The 17,657-nt window shown below is 65.4% G+C and carries 23 protein-coding genes; 15 read left to right on the top strand and 8 right to left on the bottom strand.

The genetic code is table 11. The annotated features are described in order from the left end of the window. The first annotated feature begins 116 nt into the window (after nt 1–116). The 3 genes from NX02_RS20865 to NX02_RS20855 are packed head-to-tail and all read left to right on the top strand — an operon-like array spanning nt 117 to nt 2,848. Nucleotides 117–866 (top strand): electron transfer flavoprotein subunit beta/FixA family protein, encoded by a 750-nt coding sequence (locus NX02_RS20865; protein WP_025294134.1) that lies wholly within the window; start codon nt 117–119, stop codon nt 864–866. Continuing rightward, entirely contained in the window at nt 863–1,792 is a 930-nt protein-coding gene (locus NX02_RS20860; RefSeq protein ID WP_025294133.1) for an electron transfer flavoprotein subunit alpha/FixB family protein, read from the top strand. Before NX02_RS20865 ends, NX02_RS20860 begins: the two co-directional genes overlap by 4 nt. Nucleotides 1,793–1,807: 15 nt before the next feature. After that, nucleotides 1,808–2,848 (top strand): cupin-like domain-containing protein, encoded by a 1,041-nt coding sequence (locus NX02_RS20855; RefSeq protein ID WP_025294132.1) that lies wholly within the window; start codon nt 1,808–1,810, stop codon nt 2,846–2,848. Nucleotides 2,849–2,904: 56 nt separating this feature from the next. Here the strand turns inward: NX02_RS20855 and NX02_RS20850 are convergent, their stop codons facing one another. The 5 genes from NX02_RS20850 to NX02_RS20830 form a co-directional block, all read right to left on the bottom strand. Then, a complete protein-coding gene (locus tag NX02_RS20850) occupies nt 2,905–3,864 on the bottom strand; it encodes an alpha/beta fold hydrolase (RefSeq protein WP_025294131.1) in 960 nt (319 codons plus the stop codon). Between the two features lie 132 nt (nt 3,865–3,996). After that, the gene (locus NX02_RS20845; RefSeq protein ID WP_025294130.1) at nt 3,997–4,893 is read right to left on the bottom strand and encodes a LysR family transcriptional regulator; all 897 of its coding nucleotides are present in this window, start codon (nt 4,891–4,893) and stop codon (nt 3,997–3,999) included. Nucleotides 4,894–4,920: 27 nt separating this feature from the next. Continuing rightward, the gene (locus NX02_RS20840; protein ID WP_025294129.1) at nt 4,921–5,298 is read right to left on the bottom strand and encodes a hypothetical protein; all 378 of its coding nucleotides are present in this window, start codon (nt 5,296–5,298) and stop codon (nt 4,921–4,923) included. A 4-nt stretch (nt 5,299–5,302) separates the two neighbouring features. Then, nucleotides 5,303–5,767, bottom strand: a complete 465-nt coding sequence (locus NX02_RS20835) for a nuclear transport factor 2 family protein (protein WP_025294128.1) — start codon at nt 5,765–5,767, stop codon at nt 5,303–5,305. A 21-nt stretch (nt 5,768–5,788) separates the two neighbouring features. Further along, on the bottom strand, nt 5,789–6,424 hold the full coding sequence (locus tag NX02_RS20830; RefSeq protein WP_025294127.1) for a pyridoxamine 5'-phosphate oxidase family protein: 636 nt from the start codon (nt 6,422–6,424) through the stop codon (nt 5,789–5,791). A 316-nt stretch (nt 6,425–6,740) separates the two neighbouring features. On the opposite strand from NX02_RS20830, the gene NX02_RS20825 reads away from it, so the two are divergent. Further along, the gene (locus NX02_RS20825) at nt 6,741–8,027 is read left to right on the top strand and encodes an MFS transporter (protein WP_025294126.1); all 1,287 of its coding nucleotides are present in this window, start codon (nt 6,741–6,743) and stop codon (nt 8,025–8,027) included. Between the two features lie 176 nt (nt 8,028–8,203). On the opposite strand, the gene NX02_RS20820 is transcribed toward NX02_RS20825, so the two are convergent. Beyond that, a complete protein-coding gene (locus tag NX02_RS20820) occupies nt 8,204–8,461 on the bottom strand; it encodes a GlsB/YeaQ/YmgE family stress response membrane protein (RefSeq protein ID WP_025294125.1) in 258 nt (85 codons plus the stop codon). 243 nt (nt 8,462–8,704) lie between these two features. Continuing rightward, nucleotides 8,705–9,385 (bottom strand): Crp/Fnr family transcriptional regulator, encoded by a 681-nt coding sequence (locus tag NX02_RS20815; RefSeq protein ID WP_039997903.1) that lies wholly within the window; start codon nt 9,383–9,385, stop codon nt 8,705–8,707. Nucleotides 9,386–9,599: 214 nt separating this feature from the next. Between NX02_RS20815 and NX02_RS20810 the strand changes: the two genes are divergently transcribed. The 9 genes from NX02_RS20810 (at nt 9,600) to NX02_RS20775 (ending at nt 13,911) form a co-directional block, all read left to right on the top strand. Beyond that, nucleotides 9,600–9,866 carry a hypothetical protein gene (locus NX02_RS20810; protein WP_025294123.1) on the top strand — a complete coding sequence of 89 codons (267 nt, stop codon included), beginning with the start codon at nt 9,600–9,602 and terminating at the stop codon, nt 9,864–9,866. Nucleotides 9,867–10,096: 230 nt separating this feature from the next. Then, the gene (locus tag NX02_RS30930) at nt 10,097–10,831 is read left to right on the top strand and encodes a response regulator transcription factor (protein WP_084717995.1); all 735 of its coding nucleotides are present in this window, start codon (nt 10,097–10,099) and stop codon (nt 10,829–10,831) included. A gap of 235 nt (nt 10,832–11,066) precedes the next feature. Further along, entirely contained in the window at nt 11,067–11,441 is a 375-nt protein-coding gene (locus NX02_RS20800; protein ID WP_025294121.1) for a response regulator, read from the top strand. Nucleotides 11,442–11,799: 358 nt separating this feature from the next. Then, nucleotides 11,800–11,979 (top strand): hypothetical protein, encoded by a 180-nt coding sequence (locus NX02_RS20795; protein ID WP_025294120.1) that lies wholly within the window; start codon nt 11,800–11,802, stop codon nt 11,977–11,979. 14 nt (nt 11,980–11,993) lie between these two features. After that, nucleotides 11,994–12,116, top strand: coding sequence for a hypothetical protein (locus NX02_RS33945; RefSeq protein WP_281178242.1), 123 nt, complete (start codon nt 11,994–11,996; stop codon nt 12,114–12,116). A gap of 41 nt (nt 12,117–12,157) precedes the next feature. Next, a complete protein-coding gene (locus tag NX02_RS20790; RefSeq protein ID WP_025294119.1) occupies nt 12,158–12,424 on the top strand; it encodes a hypothetical protein in 267 nt (88 codons plus the stop codon). Between the two features lie 7 nt (nt 12,425–12,431). After that, complete coding sequence (locus NX02_RS20785) at nt 12,432–13,319, top strand: transglutaminase family protein (RefSeq protein ID WP_025294118.1); 888 nt, start codon at nt 12,432–12,434, stop codon at nt 13,317–13,319. 110 nt (nt 13,320–13,429) lie between these two features. Then, nucleotides 13,430–13,663, top strand: a complete 234-nt coding sequence (locus NX02_RS20780; RefSeq protein WP_162232712.1) for a hypothetical protein — start codon at nt 13,430–13,432, stop codon at nt 13,661–13,663. Further along, nucleotides 13,660–13,911, top strand: a complete 252-nt coding sequence (locus NX02_RS20775) for a hypothetical protein (protein WP_025294116.1) — start codon at nt 13,660–13,662, stop codon at nt 13,909–13,911. Before NX02_RS20780 ends, NX02_RS20775 begins: the two co-directional genes overlap by 4 nt. Before the next feature lie 30 nt (nt 13,912–13,941). Here NX02_RS20775 and NX02_RS20770 read toward each other — a convergent pair whose 3' ends face one another. Further along, nucleotides 13,942–14,982 (bottom strand): rod shape-determining protein, encoded by a 1,041-nt coding sequence (locus tag NX02_RS20770; protein ID WP_025294115.1) that lies wholly within the window; start codon nt 14,980–14,982, stop codon nt 13,942–13,944. A 364-nt stretch (nt 14,983–15,346) separates the two neighbouring features. On the opposite strand from NX02_RS20770, the gene NX02_RS20765 reads away from it, so the two are divergent. Continuing rightward, nucleotides 15,347–16,924, top strand: a complete 1,578-nt coding sequence (locus NX02_RS20765) for a SulP family inorganic anion transporter (protein WP_053000690.1) — start codon at nt 15,347–15,349, stop codon at nt 16,922–16,924. After that, nucleotides 16,921–17,556: a carbonic anhydrase gene (locus NX02_RS20760; RefSeq protein ID WP_025294113.1), complete on the top strand. Its 636-nt coding sequence runs from the start codon at nt 16,921–16,923 to the stop codon at nt 17,554–17,556. The genes NX02_RS20765 and NX02_RS20760 overlap by 4 nt, the downstream gene beginning before the upstream one ends. Nucleotides 17,557–17,657 lie beyond the last annotated feature (101 nt).

The raw sequence follows: 17,657 nt of genomic DNA, 5'->3' as shown, positions 1-17,657 counted from the left end.
CAGGAACCGGGTGCGTGCCTTCGGTCGCGCATCCGGGTCCGAAAGGGAGAGGGTGAACGGCGAAACAGCCGCGCAGGCACAAGGCTTGCCCCTCGCCCGTAACGAGGAGGGAGCAGATGAAGATCCTTGTGCCCGTGAAGCGGGTTATCGATTACAACGTGAAGCCGCGGGTGAAGATGGACGGGTCGGGTGTCGACCTGGCCAACGTCAAGATGTCGATGAACCCGTTCGACGAGATCGCGGTGGAAGAGGCGATCCGCCTGAAGGAGAAGGGCGTGGCGACGGAGATCGTCGCGGTCTCGATCGGCGAGGCGAAGGCGCAGGACACGCTGCGCACCGCGCTGGCGATGGGCGCGGACCGCGCGATCCTGGTGACTGCCACCGGTGAGGTCGAGCCGCTTGCGGTCGCCAAGATCCTGGCGAAGATCGTCGAGGACGAGCAGCCGGGTCTGGTGATCCTGGGCAAGCAGGCGATCGACGACGACAGCAACCAGACCGGCCAGATGCTGGCGGCGCTTACCGGCCGGCCGCAGGGCACGTTCGCGTCGAAGGTCGAGGTCGCGGGCGACAGCGTGACGGTCACGCGCGAGGTCGATGGCGGCCTGGAGACGGTGAGCCTCAAGACCCCGGCGATCGTCACCACCGACCTGCGCCTCAACGAGCCGCGCTATGCCTCGCTGCCCAACATCATGAAGGCGAAGTCCAAGCCGCTCGCGCAGAAGACGCCCGAGGATTACGGCGTCGACACGACGCCGCGCCTCAAGACGCTGCACGTCGCCGAGCCGCCGAAGCGGAGCGCGGGGGTGAAGGTGGCCGATGTCGACGAACTGGTCGGCAAGCTCAAGGCGATGGGAGTTGCGGCATGAAGACGCTGGTTTGGGTCGAGCATGAGGGCGGCGCGGTCAAGGACGCGACGCTGTCCGCCGTCACCGCCGCAGCGCAGCTGGGCGAGGTCCATCTGCTGGTCGCGGGCGAGGGCGTCGGCGGCGTTGCCGAGGCCGCCGCGGCGATCGCCGGCGTCGGCAAGGTGCATGTCGCCGACGACGCGGCCTATGCGCACGCGCTGGCCGAGAATGTCGCGCCGCTGATCGTCCAGCTGATGGCCGATCATGACGCGTTCGTGGTGCCCGCCACCTCGATCGGCAAGAATGTCGCGCCGCGCGTGGCCGCGTTGCTCGACGTGATGCAGATCTCCGACATCCTCTCGGTCGAGAGCGAGGATATTTTCACCCGGCCGATCTATGCCGGCAACGCGATCGCCAGGGTGCAGTCGTCGGATACCAAGAAGGTGATCACGGTGCGCGGCACCGCCTTCGAGAAGGCGTCGCGCGAGGGTGGCAGCGGTGTCGTCGAGGCGGTTTCGGGGGCGGGCGATGCCGGCCTCTCCAGCTTCGTCGGTGCCGAGATCTCGAAGTCGGAGCGTCCCGAACTGACCTCGGCGAAGATCATCGTCTCGGGCGGGCGCGCGCTGCAGAACAGCGAGAACTTCCACGAGATCATCGAGCCGCTCGCCGACAAGCTCGGTGCGGCGGTCGGCGCCAGCCGCGCCGCGGTCGATGCGGGCTATGTCCCCAACGACTATCAGGTCGGCCAGACCGGCAAGATCGTCGCCCCGGAGGTCTATATCGCCATCGGCATCTCCGGCGCGATCCAGCACCTCGCCGGCATGAAGGACAGCAAGACCATCATCGCCATCAACAAGGATGAGGACGCGCCGATCTTCCAGGTCGCAGACCTCGGCCTCGTCGGCGACCTCTTCAAGGTCGTCCCCGAACTGACCTCCAAGCTCTGATCCGGAACCGGCGCGGTGGCGAAAAGCAAGGTGCAACGCAAGAAGCAGCCTGCGACCGCCGCGCCGGCCGGTGACGATTCCCTTCGCGTCGCGATCGCAACCGCCTTGCTGGACGGCGAGGGCCCCGCGTCGCTCGCCGACCGGCTGATCGCCGAGGGACATCCGGCCTCCGCCGCGCGCTACGAAGTCGAACGCGCGGTCAAGAGCCCCTATCTGAAGGCCGCGACCCGGCTGAACGCGCGCCTCGCCAAGCGCGACTGGACCTTGGGGGTCTTTTCCCGCCTCGCCCAGCTCGATCCCGACCGCGCGCGCATTCCGACGATCCACGATATCGATCCGGACCGCTTCTACCGCGATTTCTACCTGAGCAACCGGCCGGTGAAGCTGACCGGGCTGGTCGACCATTGGCCCGCGCTGGAGCGCTGGTCGCTCGACCATTTCGACGCGACCCTGGGCGACAGCATCGTCGAACTGCAGGGCGATCGCGAGGCCGACCCCGATTTCGAGATCGCCAAGGATCCGCACCAGATGCGCGCGCCGCTGCGCGACGTCACCCGGCGGCTGCGCACCGAAACCGGCAATGATTTCTACCTGACCGCTTATAACAGCGGCATCAACAAGCAGGCGCTGGCACCGCTGTGGGCGGACGTCGCGCCGATCTCCATCCTCGCCCAGCGCGAGGCGCGCGACGGCTTCTTCTGGATGGGGCCCAAGGGCACGATCACGCCCTATCATCATGATCTGACCAACAATCTGCTGCTGCAGATCGTCGGCCGGAAGCGGATCAGGATGGTCGCCGCGCATGACGGTCCGCTGATGCGCAATATAGTGCACTGCTTCTCGGAGTGGGACGGCGCGGAGCTCGAAGCCGGCGAAGCCGCGCCCGGCCGCCCGCGCGTGCTGGACTGCACGATCGGGCCGGGCGAGGCGCTGTTCCTGCCGATCGGCTGGTGGCACCATGTCGAAGGGCTGGACATGACGATCGGCATGTCCTTCACCAACTTCCGCCTCTTCAACGATTTCCAGACCGGGTACACGAGCTACGGCGCGATGTAGGCGCCGGTGCATTGTCCTCCCCGAGCAAAGCTCGGGGAGGACAAGAAGAGGAATAATCAGCGCACCTTGCGATCCAGGAAATCCCGGATCAGCGGCGCCATCTCGTCCAGCTTGTCTTCCAGCGCGAAATGGCCGGTGTCGAGGATGTGGATCTCCGCGTCGGGCAGGTCGCGCAGATAGGGGTGGGCGCCGGGTTCGGGGAAGATCTTGTCGTTCTTGCCCCACACGATCAGCGTCGGCGGCTTGCGCTCGCGGAAGAAGTTCTGGAATTGCGGGTAGAGCGGCACGTTGGTGCGATAGTCGTAGAGCATGTCGAGCTGGATATCCTTGTTTCCCGGCCGATCGAGCAGCGCCTGATCATGCACCCAATTGTCGGGGCTGATCCGCGACACATCCTTGACGCCATCGGTGTACTGGAACTTGGTGATCTCCAGCGTGACGAGGTTCGACAGCGCCGCGCGATCCTTCGCCGCACCGCTCTTCCAATAGGTCTTGATCGGGTCCCAGAACGCGGCGAGCCCCTCTTCATAGGCGTTGCCGTTCTGGACGATCAGCCCGCTGACGCGTTCCGGATGCTTCAGCGCCAGCCGGTAGCCGACGGGGGCGCCATAATCCATGACGTACATCGTATAGCGCTGCGCGCCGAGCTGGCCGAGCAAGGTATCGACCATGTCGGTGACATGGGCGAAGCTGTAGTTGAATTTGGTGTTATCGGGGGCGCCGCTCTGGCCATAGCCGGGATAGTCGGGCGCGATGACATGATATTTGTCGGCAAGCTGCGGGATCAGGTTGCGGAACATGTGCGACGATGTCGGGAAGCCGTGCAGCAGCAGCACGACGGGCGCGTCGGCGGGGCCGGCCTCGCGATAGAACATCGGCACGCCGTCGATCATCTTCTGCCGATAATGGACGGTGACGGGCGCGGGTGCCGAAGCCGCCGGGGCCTGGGCGGCGGCGGGGGCAAGCGGGGCGAGCGCGGCGGTTGCGAGCAGCGCAGACAGAACCAGAAGCTTCATGATTTCCTCCCTTAAGGCCACTCAGCGTCGCGCTTCGGCCGTGAGATCGGAAGTAATTTGTCCGTGAACAATGGTTAATTGTGGTAGTTGTGAACTCATTATTCCAGAATAGGAAACAGTAGACGCCCGCCCTCAGTTGAACAGCCGATTGGCGCGGAGTTGGGCCACCGCGATATCCACGAACGCGCGCACCTTCGCGGTCGCGTGCCGTCCCTCGGCGTGGACGACATGGATCGGCATCGGCGCCTCCTCATGCTCGGTCAGCACGGTCTGCAGCCGGCCCTCCAGCAAGGCCGGGCCGATCTGGTAGGACAGCACGCGGGTCAGCCCCCAGCCTTGCTCGGCGGCGGCAATCGCGGCGTCGATGGTGTTGCATTGCAGGCGCGGCCGCACCGTGACGCTGGTCTTCCTCGTGGTGCCGAACTGCCATTCGGGGGAGGTCCAGGCGCCGGTGGGGACGACGATACGATGCTGCGCGAGGTCGGCGGGCGTCTGCGGGATGCCGTGCCGCTCGAAATAGGCGGGCGCGGCGCAAATCACGCGCCGGATCGTGCCGACCTTGATCGCGCTGAGCCCGGAGGCGGGGAGATGGCCGATGCGCACCGCGACATCGATGCCCTCCTCGACGATGTTGACGATGCGATCGACGAACAGGCTGCGCCCCGTCACCGCCGGATGGCGATCGAGATAGTCGAGCAGCACCGGCAGCACATAGATGCGCCCGAACATGGTCGAGGCGGTAACCGTCAATGTGCCGGTAGGGTTGGCGTGCGATCCCGCCGCCGACGCTTCCGCATCGGCGATGTCGGCCAGGATGCGGCGGCAATCCTCGAAATAGCGGGCGCCCGCCTCGGTCATCTTCACCGATCGCGTGGTGCGGGTGAGGAGACGGACGCCGATCAGGTCCTCGAGCGTCGCAATCGCGCGGGTCACGGCGGGCGGGCTCATGTGCAGCTGGCGCCCCGCCTGGGCGAAACTGCCGGTTTCGGCCACCTTCACATAGACCCGCATGGCTTGCCAGCGATCCATTCCGCCTCCCAGATCCGCGCCCGGCGGTCAGTGCCGGGTGGTACCGGTCCGGGTTGCCGCTTCGGCGGGCGCGGCGCAAGCCGTGGGGATGGCGCGGCGCGCCGCCGCATCGCGGATCGCGCGCCGTGCGGCGGCGCCGAGCCCGGCATGGTCCGCGCGGATGGCGGCAACCTTGATCGCGGCGCGGTCACCCGAACGGCAGGCGAGCGCAAGCGCGATCGCCGCCGCTGCGCGGGCATCGAAGCTGCGCCCGGCGCGCGCCGCGTCGATCTCCGCACCGGTCAGGCCGAGCCGCGCCGCCTCCACGTCCTGCCGGCGGCGGCGCCCGGGGTCGGCATCGCCCGCATCGAGCGCCAGGTCGACCTCGGCCATCAACCGCCGGCGGGGCGGGGCGTCATCGTCCATGGCGTCAGAAACCGAAATCGCTGAGCCCCGGATGATCGTCGGGACGGCGGCCGAGTGGCCAGTGGAACCTGCGGTCTGCCTCAGCGATCGGATGCTCGTTGATGCTGGCGTGGCGGTGGCGCATCAGCCCGTCCTCGCCGAATTCCCAATTCTCATTGCCATAAGCGCGGAACCAGGTGCCGCTGTCGTCGCGATATTCATAGGCGAAGCGCACCGCGATGCGGTTGCCGTCATGCGCCCACAGTTCCTTGATCAGGCGATAGTCGAGTTCCTTCGCCCATTTGCGCGCGAGGAAAGCCTCGATCGCCTCGCGGCCGGTCACGAACTCCGCGCGGTTCCGCCACCGGCTGTCGACCGTATAGGCCTGCGCGACCTGCTGCGGGTTGCGGCTGTTCCAGCCATCCTCCGCGAGGCGGACCTTCTGGACGGCGCTGTCATGCGTGAACGGGGGCAGGGGCGGACGGGACATGGTCGATCTCCTTCTCGGACGTCAGGCATCGGGGGTGCGGGGCACCAGCCCCGACAGGCGGGCAACCTCGGTCTCCAGCACGCGGATGCGCGCGTCGCGCTCGCCGACGAGCGCGGCGACCTCCTCGGCATCGAAGCGGACCGGAATGTGTTGCGGGCAATTGGCATCCCAGGCGTGCACCGTGAACAGCAGCACCTGTTCGGGCCGTGCGCGATAATCCGCGGGCATCAGGCTGGCGACCAGCGCGTCGTCCCCCTCGACCATCCGCGCTTCGCCCCAGATCTTCACGCGGCGGCGATGCCGGTAATCGATCAGGAACAGGTGCGCCTTGGGGTTGTCCGCCAGATTGCCCTGGCTGATGAACTGCCGGTTGCCCGCGAAATCGACGAAGGCGATGGTCTCGTCGTCGATCACGCGCAGGAACCCCGGCGGGCCGCCGCGGTGCTGGATATAGGGCTGCCCATCCGCGGTGGCGGTCGCGAGGAAGATGCTGCGCTGGGCGGCGATGAACTGCGCGAGATCGGGGGTGATCTTGGTCTCCCAACCGCCGCGCCGCTCCATCTGGGCATAGCCGGCGCGCGATCCCTTGCGCGCCTGGATCGCTTTCACCGTGGGGGTGAAGGCGACATCGCTGGAAATCTGATGGCCCATGTCCATGGTGTCTGCCCTTCGTGGCGCATGGCAATCGAACGCCGTGCCGGGCCATGATCTAGGGCGTTGCGCCGCCCGGCGGTATCGGGCGGATCCGGCATTCACTGTTGCAGCGCGCGGAACAATATGCGCTCGACACGGCGGAAAAGACTTTGGACGCCGCTATGCCGATGCCTATGCATCACGCCTATGCATCGTGATTCCCGTTCCCCGCTGGCCTTGCGCTGCATCTCTGCGGCAAAGGCGCCGGGCGGCGTGACTCGCGCATGACGATCGTGCCGGAATGGCAGGGTCTGGTCGCCGCCAGCCGGAAGGGTCCGGCATGAGCCGGCTGCTCCACCGCACCGGGCTGGTTAGCGCCCGCTTCCATATCCTGCTGGTGATCGCAGCGACCTTCGTCGCGCTGCTCGTCTCGGCGGGGCTGCGCGCGACGCCGGGCGTCATCATGCAGCCGCTCGAACTGCATTTCGGCTGGGACCGCGCCACCATCTCGCTCGCCGCCGCGATCGGCATCTTTCTCTATGGCCTGGTCGGGCCGTTCGCGGCGGCGCTGATGGTGTCGTTCGGCATCCGCCGCACGATGCTGGCCGGCCTCGCGCTGATGGCGGGCGCCACCTTCGCCAGCCTGTGGATGACGGAGCCCTGGCATTATGTGCTGAGCTGGGGCGTGCTCTCGGGCATCGGCAGCGGCGCGGTCGCCTCGGTGCTGGGCGCCGCGATCGTCAACCGCTGGTTCGCCACGCGCCAGGGGCTGGTGATGGGGCTGCTGAGCGCGAGCACCGCGACCGGTGCGCTCGTCTTCCTGCCCTTGCTGGCCTGGCTGTCGAGCGCTGGCGCGTGGCGGCCGGTGGTCCTTGCCGTCAGCCTCGCCTGCATGGCGCTGATTCCGGTCGTGGCGCTGCTGGTGCCCGAGCGACCGGGCGATATCGGCACGCGGCGCTTCGGCGAGGCGGAGGATGCCGCGACGCCGCCGGCGATGAAGCAGGCGGGCAGCGCCGGCCTCGCCATCCGGGTGCTGCTGCGTGCGGGCCGCCGGCCGATCTTCTGGATGCTGTTCGGCACCTTCTTCGTGTGCGGCCTCACCACCAACGGCCTCGTCGGCACCCACATGATCGCCTTTTGCGGCGACAATGGCGTGGCCCCGGTTGCCGCCGCCGGCTTGCTCTCGATGATGGGGTTGTTCGATCTGGTCGGCACCACCGCCTCGGGCTGGCTGACCGATCGCTATGATCCGCGCAAGCTGCTGGTCGTCTATTACGGCCTGCGCGGCCTGTCGCTGATCGCCCTGCCCTTCATCAGCTTCGACGCGACCAGCCTCGCCATCTTCGCGATCTTCTATGGGCTGGACTGGATCGCGACGGTGCCGCCGACCGTGAAGCTCGCCAACGAGGCGTTCGGCCAGCAGGAAGCGCCGATTGTGTTCGGCTGGATCCAGACCGGTCACCAGATCGGCGCCGCGGTGGCTGCGCTCGGCGCAGGCGTGCTGCGCGAGACGATGGGAAGCTACGCCTCCGCCTTCATGATCGCGGGGATGACGGGTGTGCTGGCGGCGGTGCTGCTGGTGGGATGGATGGCGCGCGGCGCGTCCGCGGCGGAGGCATCGGCCTGACACATCGGGTTCGTGGGGTGGGGTTCGTAGGGTGCCTAGGCGCCTGAAGCGGCTAGGCCTGCCCCGCCCGGCCCGCCAGAGGGTCGTGACGTCGCTGCGCGAGTGATTCCCGCGAGCGTTGCCACGAGCCTTGGGCCGTTCATGCCACGCCGCTCATGGCGCAGCCCGCTTATGTTTTAGCGCACACGTCCGCGGCGCACGAGATTGACGATCGCAAGCAGGATGACTGCGCCCGCCAGCGAGACGAGAAAGCTCATGATGTTCAACGGGGTGTCGTTGATATCGCCCCGGGCGAAGATAAGTCCGCCAAGAAAAGCGCCAACGATACCCACGACAACATTAAGAACAATGCCCTGTTGGGCGTTGGTCCGCATAATGATGCTCGCAAGCCAGCCGACCACGCCGCCCACGACGAGCCAGATGAGTATGCCCATGTAATTTCTCCCGCAGTGCGCGTACCGCGCCAGATTTCTGGCAGACATCATGTCCGCGCGCTATCAGAACGGAACATGACCCAGGTCGTTCCGCTCCCGGCAGCTTTTCTTTCCCTGTTCAAAACGCAAGCCGTTGGTTCGCGCCGATCCCGCATCTGATCGTCGTGGCGAGGAGACGGGGCGGGCGACCGGTTTGCGACGGAAAAGGCGCGGCAGACCGAGGCGGCGCTTGTCCTGCCGGGCTCAGCCCGCGCGGCGCAGTCGCCGGTGAAGATAATTCTCGTCGAACCCCGCAATCTGGATCAGTCGGTTGGGATCCGAGATCAGCAAGCGCCCGCGCTCAAGCTTCATCGCCCCGCTCAAGCGCAGCTCCTTCAACACGCGATTGAGGTGCACCGGCGTCATCCCCAGCGAATCCGCGAGCATCAGTTGCGACAGCGGCAGAGTGAACTGCGGTTCGGAGGCGAGACCGATGTTGCGCGCACGCAGATAGAGTTCGCACATCAGGTGCGCCACCCGCTCGATGCTGGCCCGCCGCCCCATGCTGGTAATCCACGCCCGCATCGTCCCCTCATCGATCAACTGCGCGACATACATCGCCCTGGCGATTCCCGGATGGCGCGTCATCAAGTCGTCCATCATCTCGCGCTCGATGGTCGCGACGACGGCCGGGGTAATCGTCTGAATGCTGTGATCCATTTCAGCCAGCAGACCGACGTGGAGATCGCAGGCATCGCCGGGCATCAGGTAGGCGAGGACCTGCCGCGTGCCGTTGGGCAGGACCTTGTAGCGGCACACCCAGCCTTCGAGAACCACGAACACCGGGCCCGGCCGGTCGCCCTCGCGGATAAGATCGTGCCGCGCGGAAAAACTCTGGGCAGATGCTGTCGCGGATTCAAGCGCAGCGATCTCGACCGGCGCCATCGGCGCCAGGCCTTTCAGCTTGGCGATGAAGGAGTTTTCCATCCCGCCTCATCCCACGCGCAGCCAGAAAATTACATTGAGCAATGTTGTTGTCGAAAGTTGATATAAATGATGCTGGAAACAACGAAATTGCGCTAGGAATGATCCATCGTCGGACGGAGTCCAGGCACCGGCGGCTGAGAGACCCGCGCTCTCGCCTCGCGGAGCAATGGTCATGGCCGAACGACAAACCCATAGCGGGGACGGACCAACCGTCCTCGGCGCGGATCCCCATGGCGAAGGCGCCATTCTTCTGGTCGAGAGCCTGATCCACGGGCTTATCGCGCGTTCGGTGATCAGTGCGAACGATGCTCTCGAAATTGTAACCGTGGCCATGGACGTTTGCACTGATATTGCCGGCGAGGCCGAAGATTCAGCCAAGCATCAAGAGGTATTGACCATATTGCAGACTATCGCGCTGAGCCTCAGTCACGACATCTGACGGCAAACGGGACATGGTGCTTGTTCTGAACTCACAATGATAGATTTACGTTCAAACTTCCCTGAGAAATATGAAAGGATCGCTGGTCCCCCAGATATAATCTCAGTTAATTTTGAATGGAATTGATCCATGTTCGACCGCAATTCTTGTAATTGCATCTAACGTCGCTCCGAATCGACGCGCTGACCGGCATTGTGTCAGCGGGCGTCGTCGCCATAAGGGGCGCTGCGATGAATGGTGCGCCATTGTCGAATGGGTGGGGGATCGACGGGGGCGGCGGCACCGTAACCCTCGTCATGCGCAACGCGCTCGCGCGCGAAGGATTGCGCAGGATCCTGGCCGATGGTGGCTACGCGATCACGCGGGTCGGGGCTGACACGACCGACCTGAACAGTCTTTCGTGGACCAGAGACGATCTCGTCATCATCGATAGCGACACCTTCGATGCCGCCGGTTTCGACCCGATTCCCGATACCGGAGCGGATGTCGAGATGCCGCGGTTGGTCGTCATCGCCCATGGGTTCGATGTCGATACGATGTTGCGCGTGTTTGCGGCGGGTGGGCATGGTTATCTCAGCGGCCAGGACTCGCATCAATCCTTTTTGATCAAGCTGGCTTTGGTGCGGCTGGGTGAAAAAGTGATGCCGTCAGCCTTCCTGGAGACGCTCGTGCGGCTGCCGGGCCTGGCGCGGCCGGCGCCGCCGGACGCATGGGATGCGAGCGTGCTCGATATGCGCGGGCAGGCCGTTCTCGCGGGGCTCGTCCAGGGCATGTCGAACAAGACGATCGCTTGCGAACTGTGCCTGAGCGAACTGACCGTCAAGCTGGCCGTCAGGGCGGTGCTTCGAAAGCTCCAGGTCAGCAACCGCACCCAGGCGGCGATCAAGGCGCGCGACTGTGAAGCGATCCAGCGCGCATGGGAAAATTCCTGCGGATTGAAGCTCAGCGGCCCGCGCAGCGTGTGAGCAGGGCGTCGCCAAACCCGTTGCGATGAACGACGCGATCATCGCGGCGATCGAAACCCTTGCCTGAACGCATGTCGCCCGTAGACATTCTCCCCGGCGACGATCACCCAACCGCCTTTCGGTCAAGATGTCCGTGCGCGGGGCGAACCATTTTGGGTGTAACTAATGGCCTGCTCGATCATTCATTCTATCCCGAGCGTTCAGGAAGAATGGCACGATGGGCAGGAGAACCACGATGCCAACCGAAAAACGGGCTCTTGTCCTTATCGTCGAAGATGAAGCGCTGGTGCGAATGCACGGATGCGCTGTTCTCGAGGGCGCCGGCTTCGGGGTGCTTGAGGCGGGGTCCGCGGACGAAGCGGTTGGTATCCTGGAGCAACATGGCGATATCCGTCTGCTGTTTTCGGACGTCGATCTGCCGGGCGGCATGACCGGCATCGAACTGGCTGCGCTCGTTCACAAACGGTGGCCCGGAATCGGCCTTCTGCTGACGTCGGGCCACCAGCGGCCGCAGGCCGCAGACCTTCCCGATGACGGTCTGTTCCTGCGGAAGCCGTGGAAAGAGCGCGATGTGGTGGACCGGCTCCGCGCCATTCTCGACAGACGATAGCCCAGGCGGAAGCGACCGAAGCGGCGGTGCGCGGAGGGCCTTCAAAAGCGGCTGTCCCCTTTCGGACGCGGCCCCTTGTGGCGTGACCCCTTGTGGCGCGACGGCGCGATCGACGCCGCAGGCCCTTGACGGATGGTGCCCGGCACACCATCTGTAGATGTACCGGCGCCTGCGCATGCAGCACCGGATCGCACTTGGCAGCGCTGGCTTCCGCTTGTGAACGCGACGATCTCGTCGCAGCGCCAGTGCAAGGGCCCTCGCCCGATGACGATCCATACGCCTTGTTACGGGCCCGACAGATCTCGGCGATCGAGCCTCCCGCGCACGCTTCCGCGCGCTCACGTGGAGGAGCCCAACGATGAGCATCCCGACGTCACGGACTGAAACCGAAACGCTGGACCGGATGTCCCGGCTGGGAATCACCCGCGTTCCCGCGGATCAGTTCCACTACAAGGGTTTTCGCTACACGCGGCTTGCCGACGCCGTTGCCCAGGCGGAGCGCGACGCCGCGCTCTCACCGCCCACATTCGATAAGTAGAAGGAACGAACGGCATGGCCAAGAGTCAGCGCAAGGGCACCAAGGAAGCCCGCAAGCCCAAGAAACCGCAACCGCCCAAGCCCAACGCATCCCAGCCTTCGCAAAAGGGAACGCTGTCAAACCTGATGAAGAACTGATCGCCGCACCGCACATCTCCTCCCACGAAAGGTCGGCCTCCATGTATCCGTCATCCATTCTCTGCCGCGCGCAGGAAAAGCTGCAACGAAGCCGCGCCGCGGCCACACCGCTGGCGAACATCCGTTCCGTCGCGGAGAAGGCGGCCGCCGCCTGGAACCTCGAAGCCGTCCAGGCCGAAAAGCGCGAGCAGCGCCAGGATCGCACGCGCGTGACGGCGCTGGCGCTCGCCGATGCCAAGCGGGAGCAGCGCGAGCAGCATGAGCGGGCGTTCAGCGAGAATCCGGATCGCGGCTTCACGAATCCGTGACTGCCGGATGACCGTCATCGGCATCCGCCATCGCACCGCCTATCGCTATAGGGAGCCCGTGAGCCTCGGGCCGCATCGCCTGATGCTGCGTCCGCGCGAAAGCCGCGACATAAGGCTGATCGCATTCGACATCAGCATTACGCCGCGCGCGCGCCTGACCTGGGGTCAGGATGTCTACGGAAACACCGTCGTCGCCGCGACCTTCTCGGAGATGACCGACAGCCTCGTGGTCGAAAGCGTCGCCCAGGTCCGCATCGATGCGGCCGAGTGGCCCGTGTTCGACATCGCGGCGTCGGCCATTTCCTATCCGTTTTTCTATTCCGACGACGAATGGGCCGAACTGGGCGTGCTCGCCGTTCCATGCCATGCCGATCCCGCCGGTCGTCTCGGCAACTGGGCGCGGGCGTTCGTGCGCGGCAACCCCACCGATACGCTGTCGCTGCTGAAGGATCTCAGCGCCGGCGTGGCGGCGGGCACCGTCTATCAGACGCGCGACGAGGAAGGCACCCAGCCGCCCTTGCAGACGCTCGATCGCGGCATGGGATCGTGTCGCGACTTCGCGCTCCTGTTCGTGGAGGCGGCGCGTCTGCTCGGCTTCGGGGCGCGACTGATCTCCGGCTATGTCCACAACAGCGATGGCGATCTGGCCGGCGCGGCCGGCAGCGGCACCACGCATGCCTGGGCCGAAATCTATCTGCCGGGCGCCGGCTGGATCGCCTTCGATCCCACCAATCACGGGTTCGGCGGCCATAATCTCGTGCCCGTCGCGGTCGTGCGCGACATGGTCCATGCGGTGCCGGTGGCCGGCAGCTATGTCGGCGATCCCGACGCGTTCGAGGGCATGACGATCGCCGTTTCGGTCACCGACAAACCCTGGCCGCTGCGGATAGCATAGTGCCGCTTGCGGCAGGCCGTGCTATGATGGGACATCACCCGGTTCTGACCGCAAGCATGCCGTGACAGAGAGACGATTGCGCTCTCGCTTGCCGAACGGGAGCCATGCTCATGACCACCTCCAGCTATTTGGAAGGCCGGCTGGACGCGTCGATCCGCCTCATGGAAGCGGCGGTCGATCCGTGCGTCCGCAAGGCGCATGAGGGTTTCGTGACCCGGTATCGTGCGCGCCTGGCCGAAAGCCGCATCCCGGTGGCGCCGTATCAGCCGGCCGGCCAAAGCGGCGCGACCTATGCGTCCGGCATGCGCCGCGTCAATCGCGGATCGACCACCCGTCCGCGATGACCGGCATGCGCACCACCGGGTCGTCGGTTACCTTCCGGTCGCCGTTCCGGCTGAAGGGCTTCAAGGCGCCCGAGCCGCCGGGCGTCTACGCGGTCGAAACCGACGAAGAGGTTATCGAGGGCAATGACCGCACGACCTATGTGCGCGTGGCCACGCTGCTCTACATCGAGGCCGGCGGCACGATCCGTACCGTAACGGTCGATCCTGCCGACCTGCAGGCCGCGCTCGAACGGGATGTGGCGCCGTAGCGGCCCGTCGATGGCACGCACGATTTCGGGTCAGGTCGCCTGCAGGACGCCCCGGTAGATCGGATCCTCCAGCGCCTGGCCGGTGCCGCGCGCCACACAGGTGAGCGGATCTTCGGCCACCGTGACCGGAAGGCCGGTCGCGTCGCGCAGCAGTTCGTCGATGCCGTGGAGAAGGGCGACCCCACCGGTAAGGACGATACCGCCATCGACGATATCGGCGGCGAGTTCGGGGGCGGTGTTTTCCAAGGCCGTGCGGACCACGTCCACGATCGCCGAAAGGGCCTCCGCGAGCGCCTCCGCAATCTGCGCCTGGTTTATGGCGACCTCCTTGGGAACGCCGTTGACGAGATCGCGACCCTTTATCCGAAGTTCGGCACCTTGGCCGTCGATCGGCATACGCGCGGTGCCGACCGCGTTCTTGATGCGCTCGGCGGTGCCTTCGCCGATCAGGAGGTTGTGGTTGCGACGAACGTAGGACGAAATGGCGTCGTCCATCTTGTCTCCGCCGACGCGGACAGACGTGGAATAGGCCAGTCCGCGAAGCGCCAGCACGGCAACCTCGGTGGTGCCGCCGCCGATGTCGACCACCATCGAGCCGACGGGCTCGGTGACGGGCAAGCCGGCGCCGATCGCGGCTGCCATCGGCTCCTCGATCAACCAGACGCTCGATGCGCCCGCATTCGAGGTCGCGTCGCGGATGGCGCGGCGCTCGACCGACGTCGAGCTGGAGGGGACGCAGACGACGATCTCCGGCCAGCGCCGCAGGCGCCGGGCGCCATGCACCTTCTGGATGAAGTGCTTGATCATCTGTTCGGCAATGTCGATGTCGGCGATGACGCCATCGCGGATGGGCCGGATGACCCGGATCTGCCTGGGCGCCTTGCCCATCATCAGCTTCGCGTCGTCGCCCACGGCCTTGACCCGGCTCACGCCGTCGATCGTCTCGATGGCAACGACCGAGGGCTCGTTCAGGACGATGCCCCGGCCGCGGACGTGAACCAGCGTGTTCGCCGTGCCGAGATCGATCGCCATGTCCTGCGAGAGCGCGTTGAGCCAGCGTTTGAAAAACATCGAGATCGAGACCCTGTCTTCAATGGGATTGAGCTTGAACCCGTCCGGAACCGGATCCGGGCGGCGGTCGTGCAGGGTTTCGCCTGCCCGACGCTGCAGATGGGAGAGCGTGCGACGTTCCGCGGGCGGGGGAGGGCGGTAGATGCCCAAATGATGCAGCGGGCCCGGATGTCTCCTCGTGAGCGGACAAATATTCCGCCTGACGTGCACTGCTCGATCATCGCTTTCTACATGAAATCGGCCGATCGATCGGCGTGCACCAGAATAAATCAAATCGTGTCTGCATGCAAATATAGTTTAGAAATATTACATTTCATGAGAAGGGCCGGCTACGGGGATTTTTGAACGGGCTTAGGAGAATCAGGTGCCGACAGGCAATTTGCTGAAATCAATCAAATCGGATGCCCCCGCTTCGCTTGTCGTCTTCCTTGTCGCATTGCCGCTTTGCCTCGGTGTCGCACTGGCTTCGGGCGCGCCGCTTTTTTCCGGCATCATCGCGGGCGTCGTCGGCGGTGTGGTCGTCGGGGCCTTGTCCGGGGCGCGCCTGTCGGTGAGCGGACCGGCGGCGGGGCTCACCGTCATCGTCTTCGACGCCATTCAGACGCTCCCGAGCTTCCAGGCGTTCCTGCTCGCCGTGGTGCTTGCCGGCATCATGCAGATCCTGTTCGGTCTGACCCGGTCGGGCGTCCTCAGCGAGTTCGTGCCCTCCTCGGTGGTGACGGGCATGCTCGCAGCGATCGGCCTCATACTGATCCTGAAGCAGGTGCCGCACGCGGTCGGGTATGACGGCGACTATTCCGGCAGCTTCGCCTTCTTCCAGGGCAATGGCTACAACACCTTCTCGGCGATCTCGCATGCGCTGCGGGAAAGCGTTCTGTGGGGCGCGCTCCTGATCAGCGCGGCCAGCCTCGCCTTTCTCTTCTGGTGGGATCATGCCCGCCCCTCGACGGGACCGTTCAGGTTTCTTCCCGGCCCGCTCGTCGTCGTGCTGATCGGCGTGCTCGGCAATCTGCTGCTGGGCTATGTCGCGCCCGCGCTGCACATCCAGCCTTCGCACCTCGTCCAGGTGCCCGTCGCGAACGGCATCGGCGGCTTTTTTTCGCTGTTCGACCTTCCGGATTTCTCGGCGATCGGCAACCGCATGGTCTGGATCACCGCGGTGACGGTGGCGATCGTCGCGACGCTGGAATCGCTTCTGAGCGTCAAGGCGGTCGACGAGATCGACCCGCGGCGCGCTTTGACGGACAAGAATCGCGAGCTGTTCGCGCAAGGCAGCGGCAACATCGTCTCGGGCCTGATCGGGGGTATTCCCATCACGTCGGTGATCGTCCGCTCGTCGGCGAACGTCGAGGCGGGCGCGGAAAGCAAGCTGTCGACGATCCTTCACGGGGCGTGGCTGCTGCTGAGCGTGATGCTGATTCCGACGCTGTTGAACCTTATCCCGCTATCCGCCCTGGCCGCGATCCTGATCGCGACGGGCTACAAGCTCGCCAAACCCAAACTGTTTCTCCAGCGCTATCGGCAGGGCTGGACGCAGTTCATCCCGTTCGTTGCCACCGTGGCGGCCATCCTTCTCACGGAACTGCTGACCGGCATCCTGGTCGGCCTGGCGATCGGCTTCATCTTCGTCGTCGGCAGGAATTTCCGCTCGGCGATAACGTTCGTCTGCGACGACGAGGATTGCCTGATCCGCGCCCGCCGCAATCTGTACTTCATCCACAAATATGAACTGCAGCGCGAGCTGGCGCGGGTTCCCGACGGTCGCAATCTCCTGATCGACCTCTCGTCGACGAGCTACGTCGATCTCGACAATATCGACGTGATCAACGCATTCATCACCGGGGCGAAATACCGCGGTATCAGCGTGGTGGTCCGGGGCGACATCGCCCGGCGCAGCGCCCCGCTCATCAATGCCCCCGGGCTCGAGGTCAGCTTCGCATGAGAACGTACAAACAGCTGCTCCTGGCGAACCGGGCCTGGTCGTTCGAGCTGCTCGACGAGAACACGGATTTCTTCAGCCGTCAGGTGGCCGGCCAGAAGCCCGATTTCCTGTGGATCGGCTGTTCGGACAGCAGGGTCGGTCCCGAGCAGATCACGATGACGCCTCCGGGCGGGATGTTCATCCACCGCAATATTGCGAACCTGATCGACGCCGACGATCTGAATTGCATGGCGGTGCTGCAATATGCGGTCGATGTGCTGGGGGTGAAGCATATCATTCTGTGCGGGCATCATGGCTGCGGGGGGATCAAGGCCGCGCGGTCCGGCGGGACCGAGGGCGCGGTCGATCGATGGCTTGCCAACGCCCGCTCGGTTCATGCGGCGCACGCCGAAGAGATCGAGACCGCCGGCGATGAAGACGCGTGCGTCAACCGGTTCGTCGAGTTCAACGTTCGCGAGCAGCTTATCCGCCTGGCCCGCACGGCGGTCGTGCAGGCCCGTTGGGCGTCCGGCCACCCGCTGGCGCTGCATGGATGGGTCTATGACCTGCGCGACGGCGTGATCAAGCCGCTCCTGGAACTCGACGCGGCGGTGCCGCTCGACGCGGTCGAGGCGCCCGCACCGGTCCTCTGACCGCGCCGCAGCACCAGAAAGCGGCCATCGCCGCCCGGACGATGACGACCGGCATGCATGGCCGCGTCAAACGTCGATACGGCGCGGTGCGCGCAGGGTTG

Origin of the sequence: Sphingomonas sanxanigenens DSM 19645 = NX02 (genome assembly GCF_000512205.2) — a bacterium.
GTDB lineage: Bacteria > Pseudomonadota > Alphaproteobacteria > Sphingomonadales > Sphingomonadaceae > Sphingomonas_D > Sphingomonas_D sanxanigenens.
The sequence above is the reverse complement of the archived record's forward strand: the minus strand, read 5'-3'. Positions and strand labels throughout refer to the sequence as shown.

What these genes read in the sequence shown, in the direction of transcription:
- NX02_RS20865 (WP_025294134.1), top strand. Translation starts at nt 117, where the DNA reads ATGAAGATCCTTGTGCCCGTGAAGCGGGTTATCGATTACAACGTGAAG.
- NX02_RS20860 (WP_025294133.1), top strand. Translation starts at nt 863, where the DNA reads ATGAAGACGCTGGTTTGGGTCGAGCATGAGGGCGGCGCGGTCAAGGAC.
- NX02_RS20850 (WP_025294131.1), bottom strand. Translation starts at nt 3,864, where the DNA reads ATGAAGCTTCTGGTTCTGTCTGCGCTGCTCGCAACCGCCGCGCTCGCC.
- NX02_RS20845 (WP_025294130.1), bottom strand. Translation starts at nt 4,893, where the DNA reads ATGGATCGCTGGCAAGCCATGCGGGTCTATGTGAAGGTGGCCGAAACC.
- NX02_RS20840 (WP_025294129.1), bottom strand. Translation starts at nt 5,298, where the DNA reads ATGGACGATGACGCCCCGCCCCGCCGGCGGTTGATGGCCGAGGTCGAC.
- NX02_RS20835 (WP_025294128.1), bottom strand. Translation starts at nt 5,767, where the DNA reads ATGTCCCGTCCGCCCCTGCCCCCGTTCACGCATGACAGCGCCGTCCAG.
- NX02_RS20830 (WP_025294127.1), bottom strand. Translation starts at nt 6,424, where the DNA reads ATGGACATGGGCCATCAGATTTCCAGCGATGTCGCCTTCACCCCCACG.
- NX02_RS20825 (WP_025294126.1), top strand. Translation starts at nt 6,741, where the DNA reads ATGAGCCGGCTGCTCCACCGCACCGGGCTGGTTAGCGCCCGCTTCCAT.
- NX02_RS20820 (WP_025294125.1), bottom strand. Translation starts at nt 8,461, where the DNA reads ATGGGCATACTCATCTGGCTCGTCGTGGGCGGCGTGGTCGGCTGGCTT.
- NX02_RS20815 (WP_039997903.1), bottom strand. Translation starts at nt 9,385, where the DNA reads ATGGCGCCGGTCGAGATCGCTGCGCTTGAATCCGCGACAGCATCTGCC.
- NX02_RS20810 (WP_025294123.1), top strand. Translation starts at nt 9,600, where the DNA reads ATGGCCGAACGACAAACCCATAGCGGGGACGGACCAACCGTCCTCGGC.
- NX02_RS30930 (WP_084717995.1), top strand. Translation starts at nt 10,097, where the DNA reads ATGAATGGTGCGCCATTGTCGAATGGGTGGGGGATCGACGGGGGCGGC.
- NX02_RS20800 (WP_025294121.1), top strand. Translation starts at nt 11,067, where the DNA reads ATGCCAACCGAAAAACGGGCTCTTGTCCTTATCGTCGAAGATGAAGCG.
- NX02_RS20795 (WP_025294120.1), top strand. Translation starts at nt 11,800, where the DNA reads ATGAGCATCCCGACGTCACGGACTGAAACCGAAACGCTGGACCGGATG.
- NX02_RS33945 (WP_281178242.1), top strand. Translation starts at nt 11,994, where the DNA reads ATGGCCAAGAGTCAGCGCAAGGGCACCAAGGAAGCCCGCAAGCCCAAG.
- NX02_RS20790 (WP_025294119.1), top strand. Translation starts at nt 12,158, where the DNA reads ATGTATCCGTCATCCATTCTCTGCCGCGCGCAGGAAAAGCTGCAACGA.
- NX02_RS20785 (WP_025294118.1), top strand. Translation starts at nt 12,432, where the DNA reads ATGACCGTCATCGGCATCCGCCATCGCACCGCCTATCGCTATAGGGAG.
- NX02_RS20780 (WP_162232712.1), top strand. Translation starts at nt 13,430, where the DNA reads ATGACCACCTCCAGCTATTTGGAAGGCCGGCTGGACGCGTCGATCCGC.
- NX02_RS20775 (WP_025294116.1), top strand. Translation starts at nt 13,660, where the DNA reads ATGACCGGCATGCGCACCACCGGGTCGTCGGTTACCTTCCGGTCGCCG.
- NX02_RS20770 (WP_025294115.1), bottom strand. Translation starts at nt 14,982, where the DNA reads ATGTTTTTCAAACGCTGGCTCAACGCGCTCTCGCAGGACATGGCGATC.
- NX02_RS20760 (WP_025294113.1), top strand. Translation starts at nt 16,921, where the DNA reads ATGAGAACGTACAAACAGCTGCTCCTGGCGAACCGGGCCTGGTCGTTC.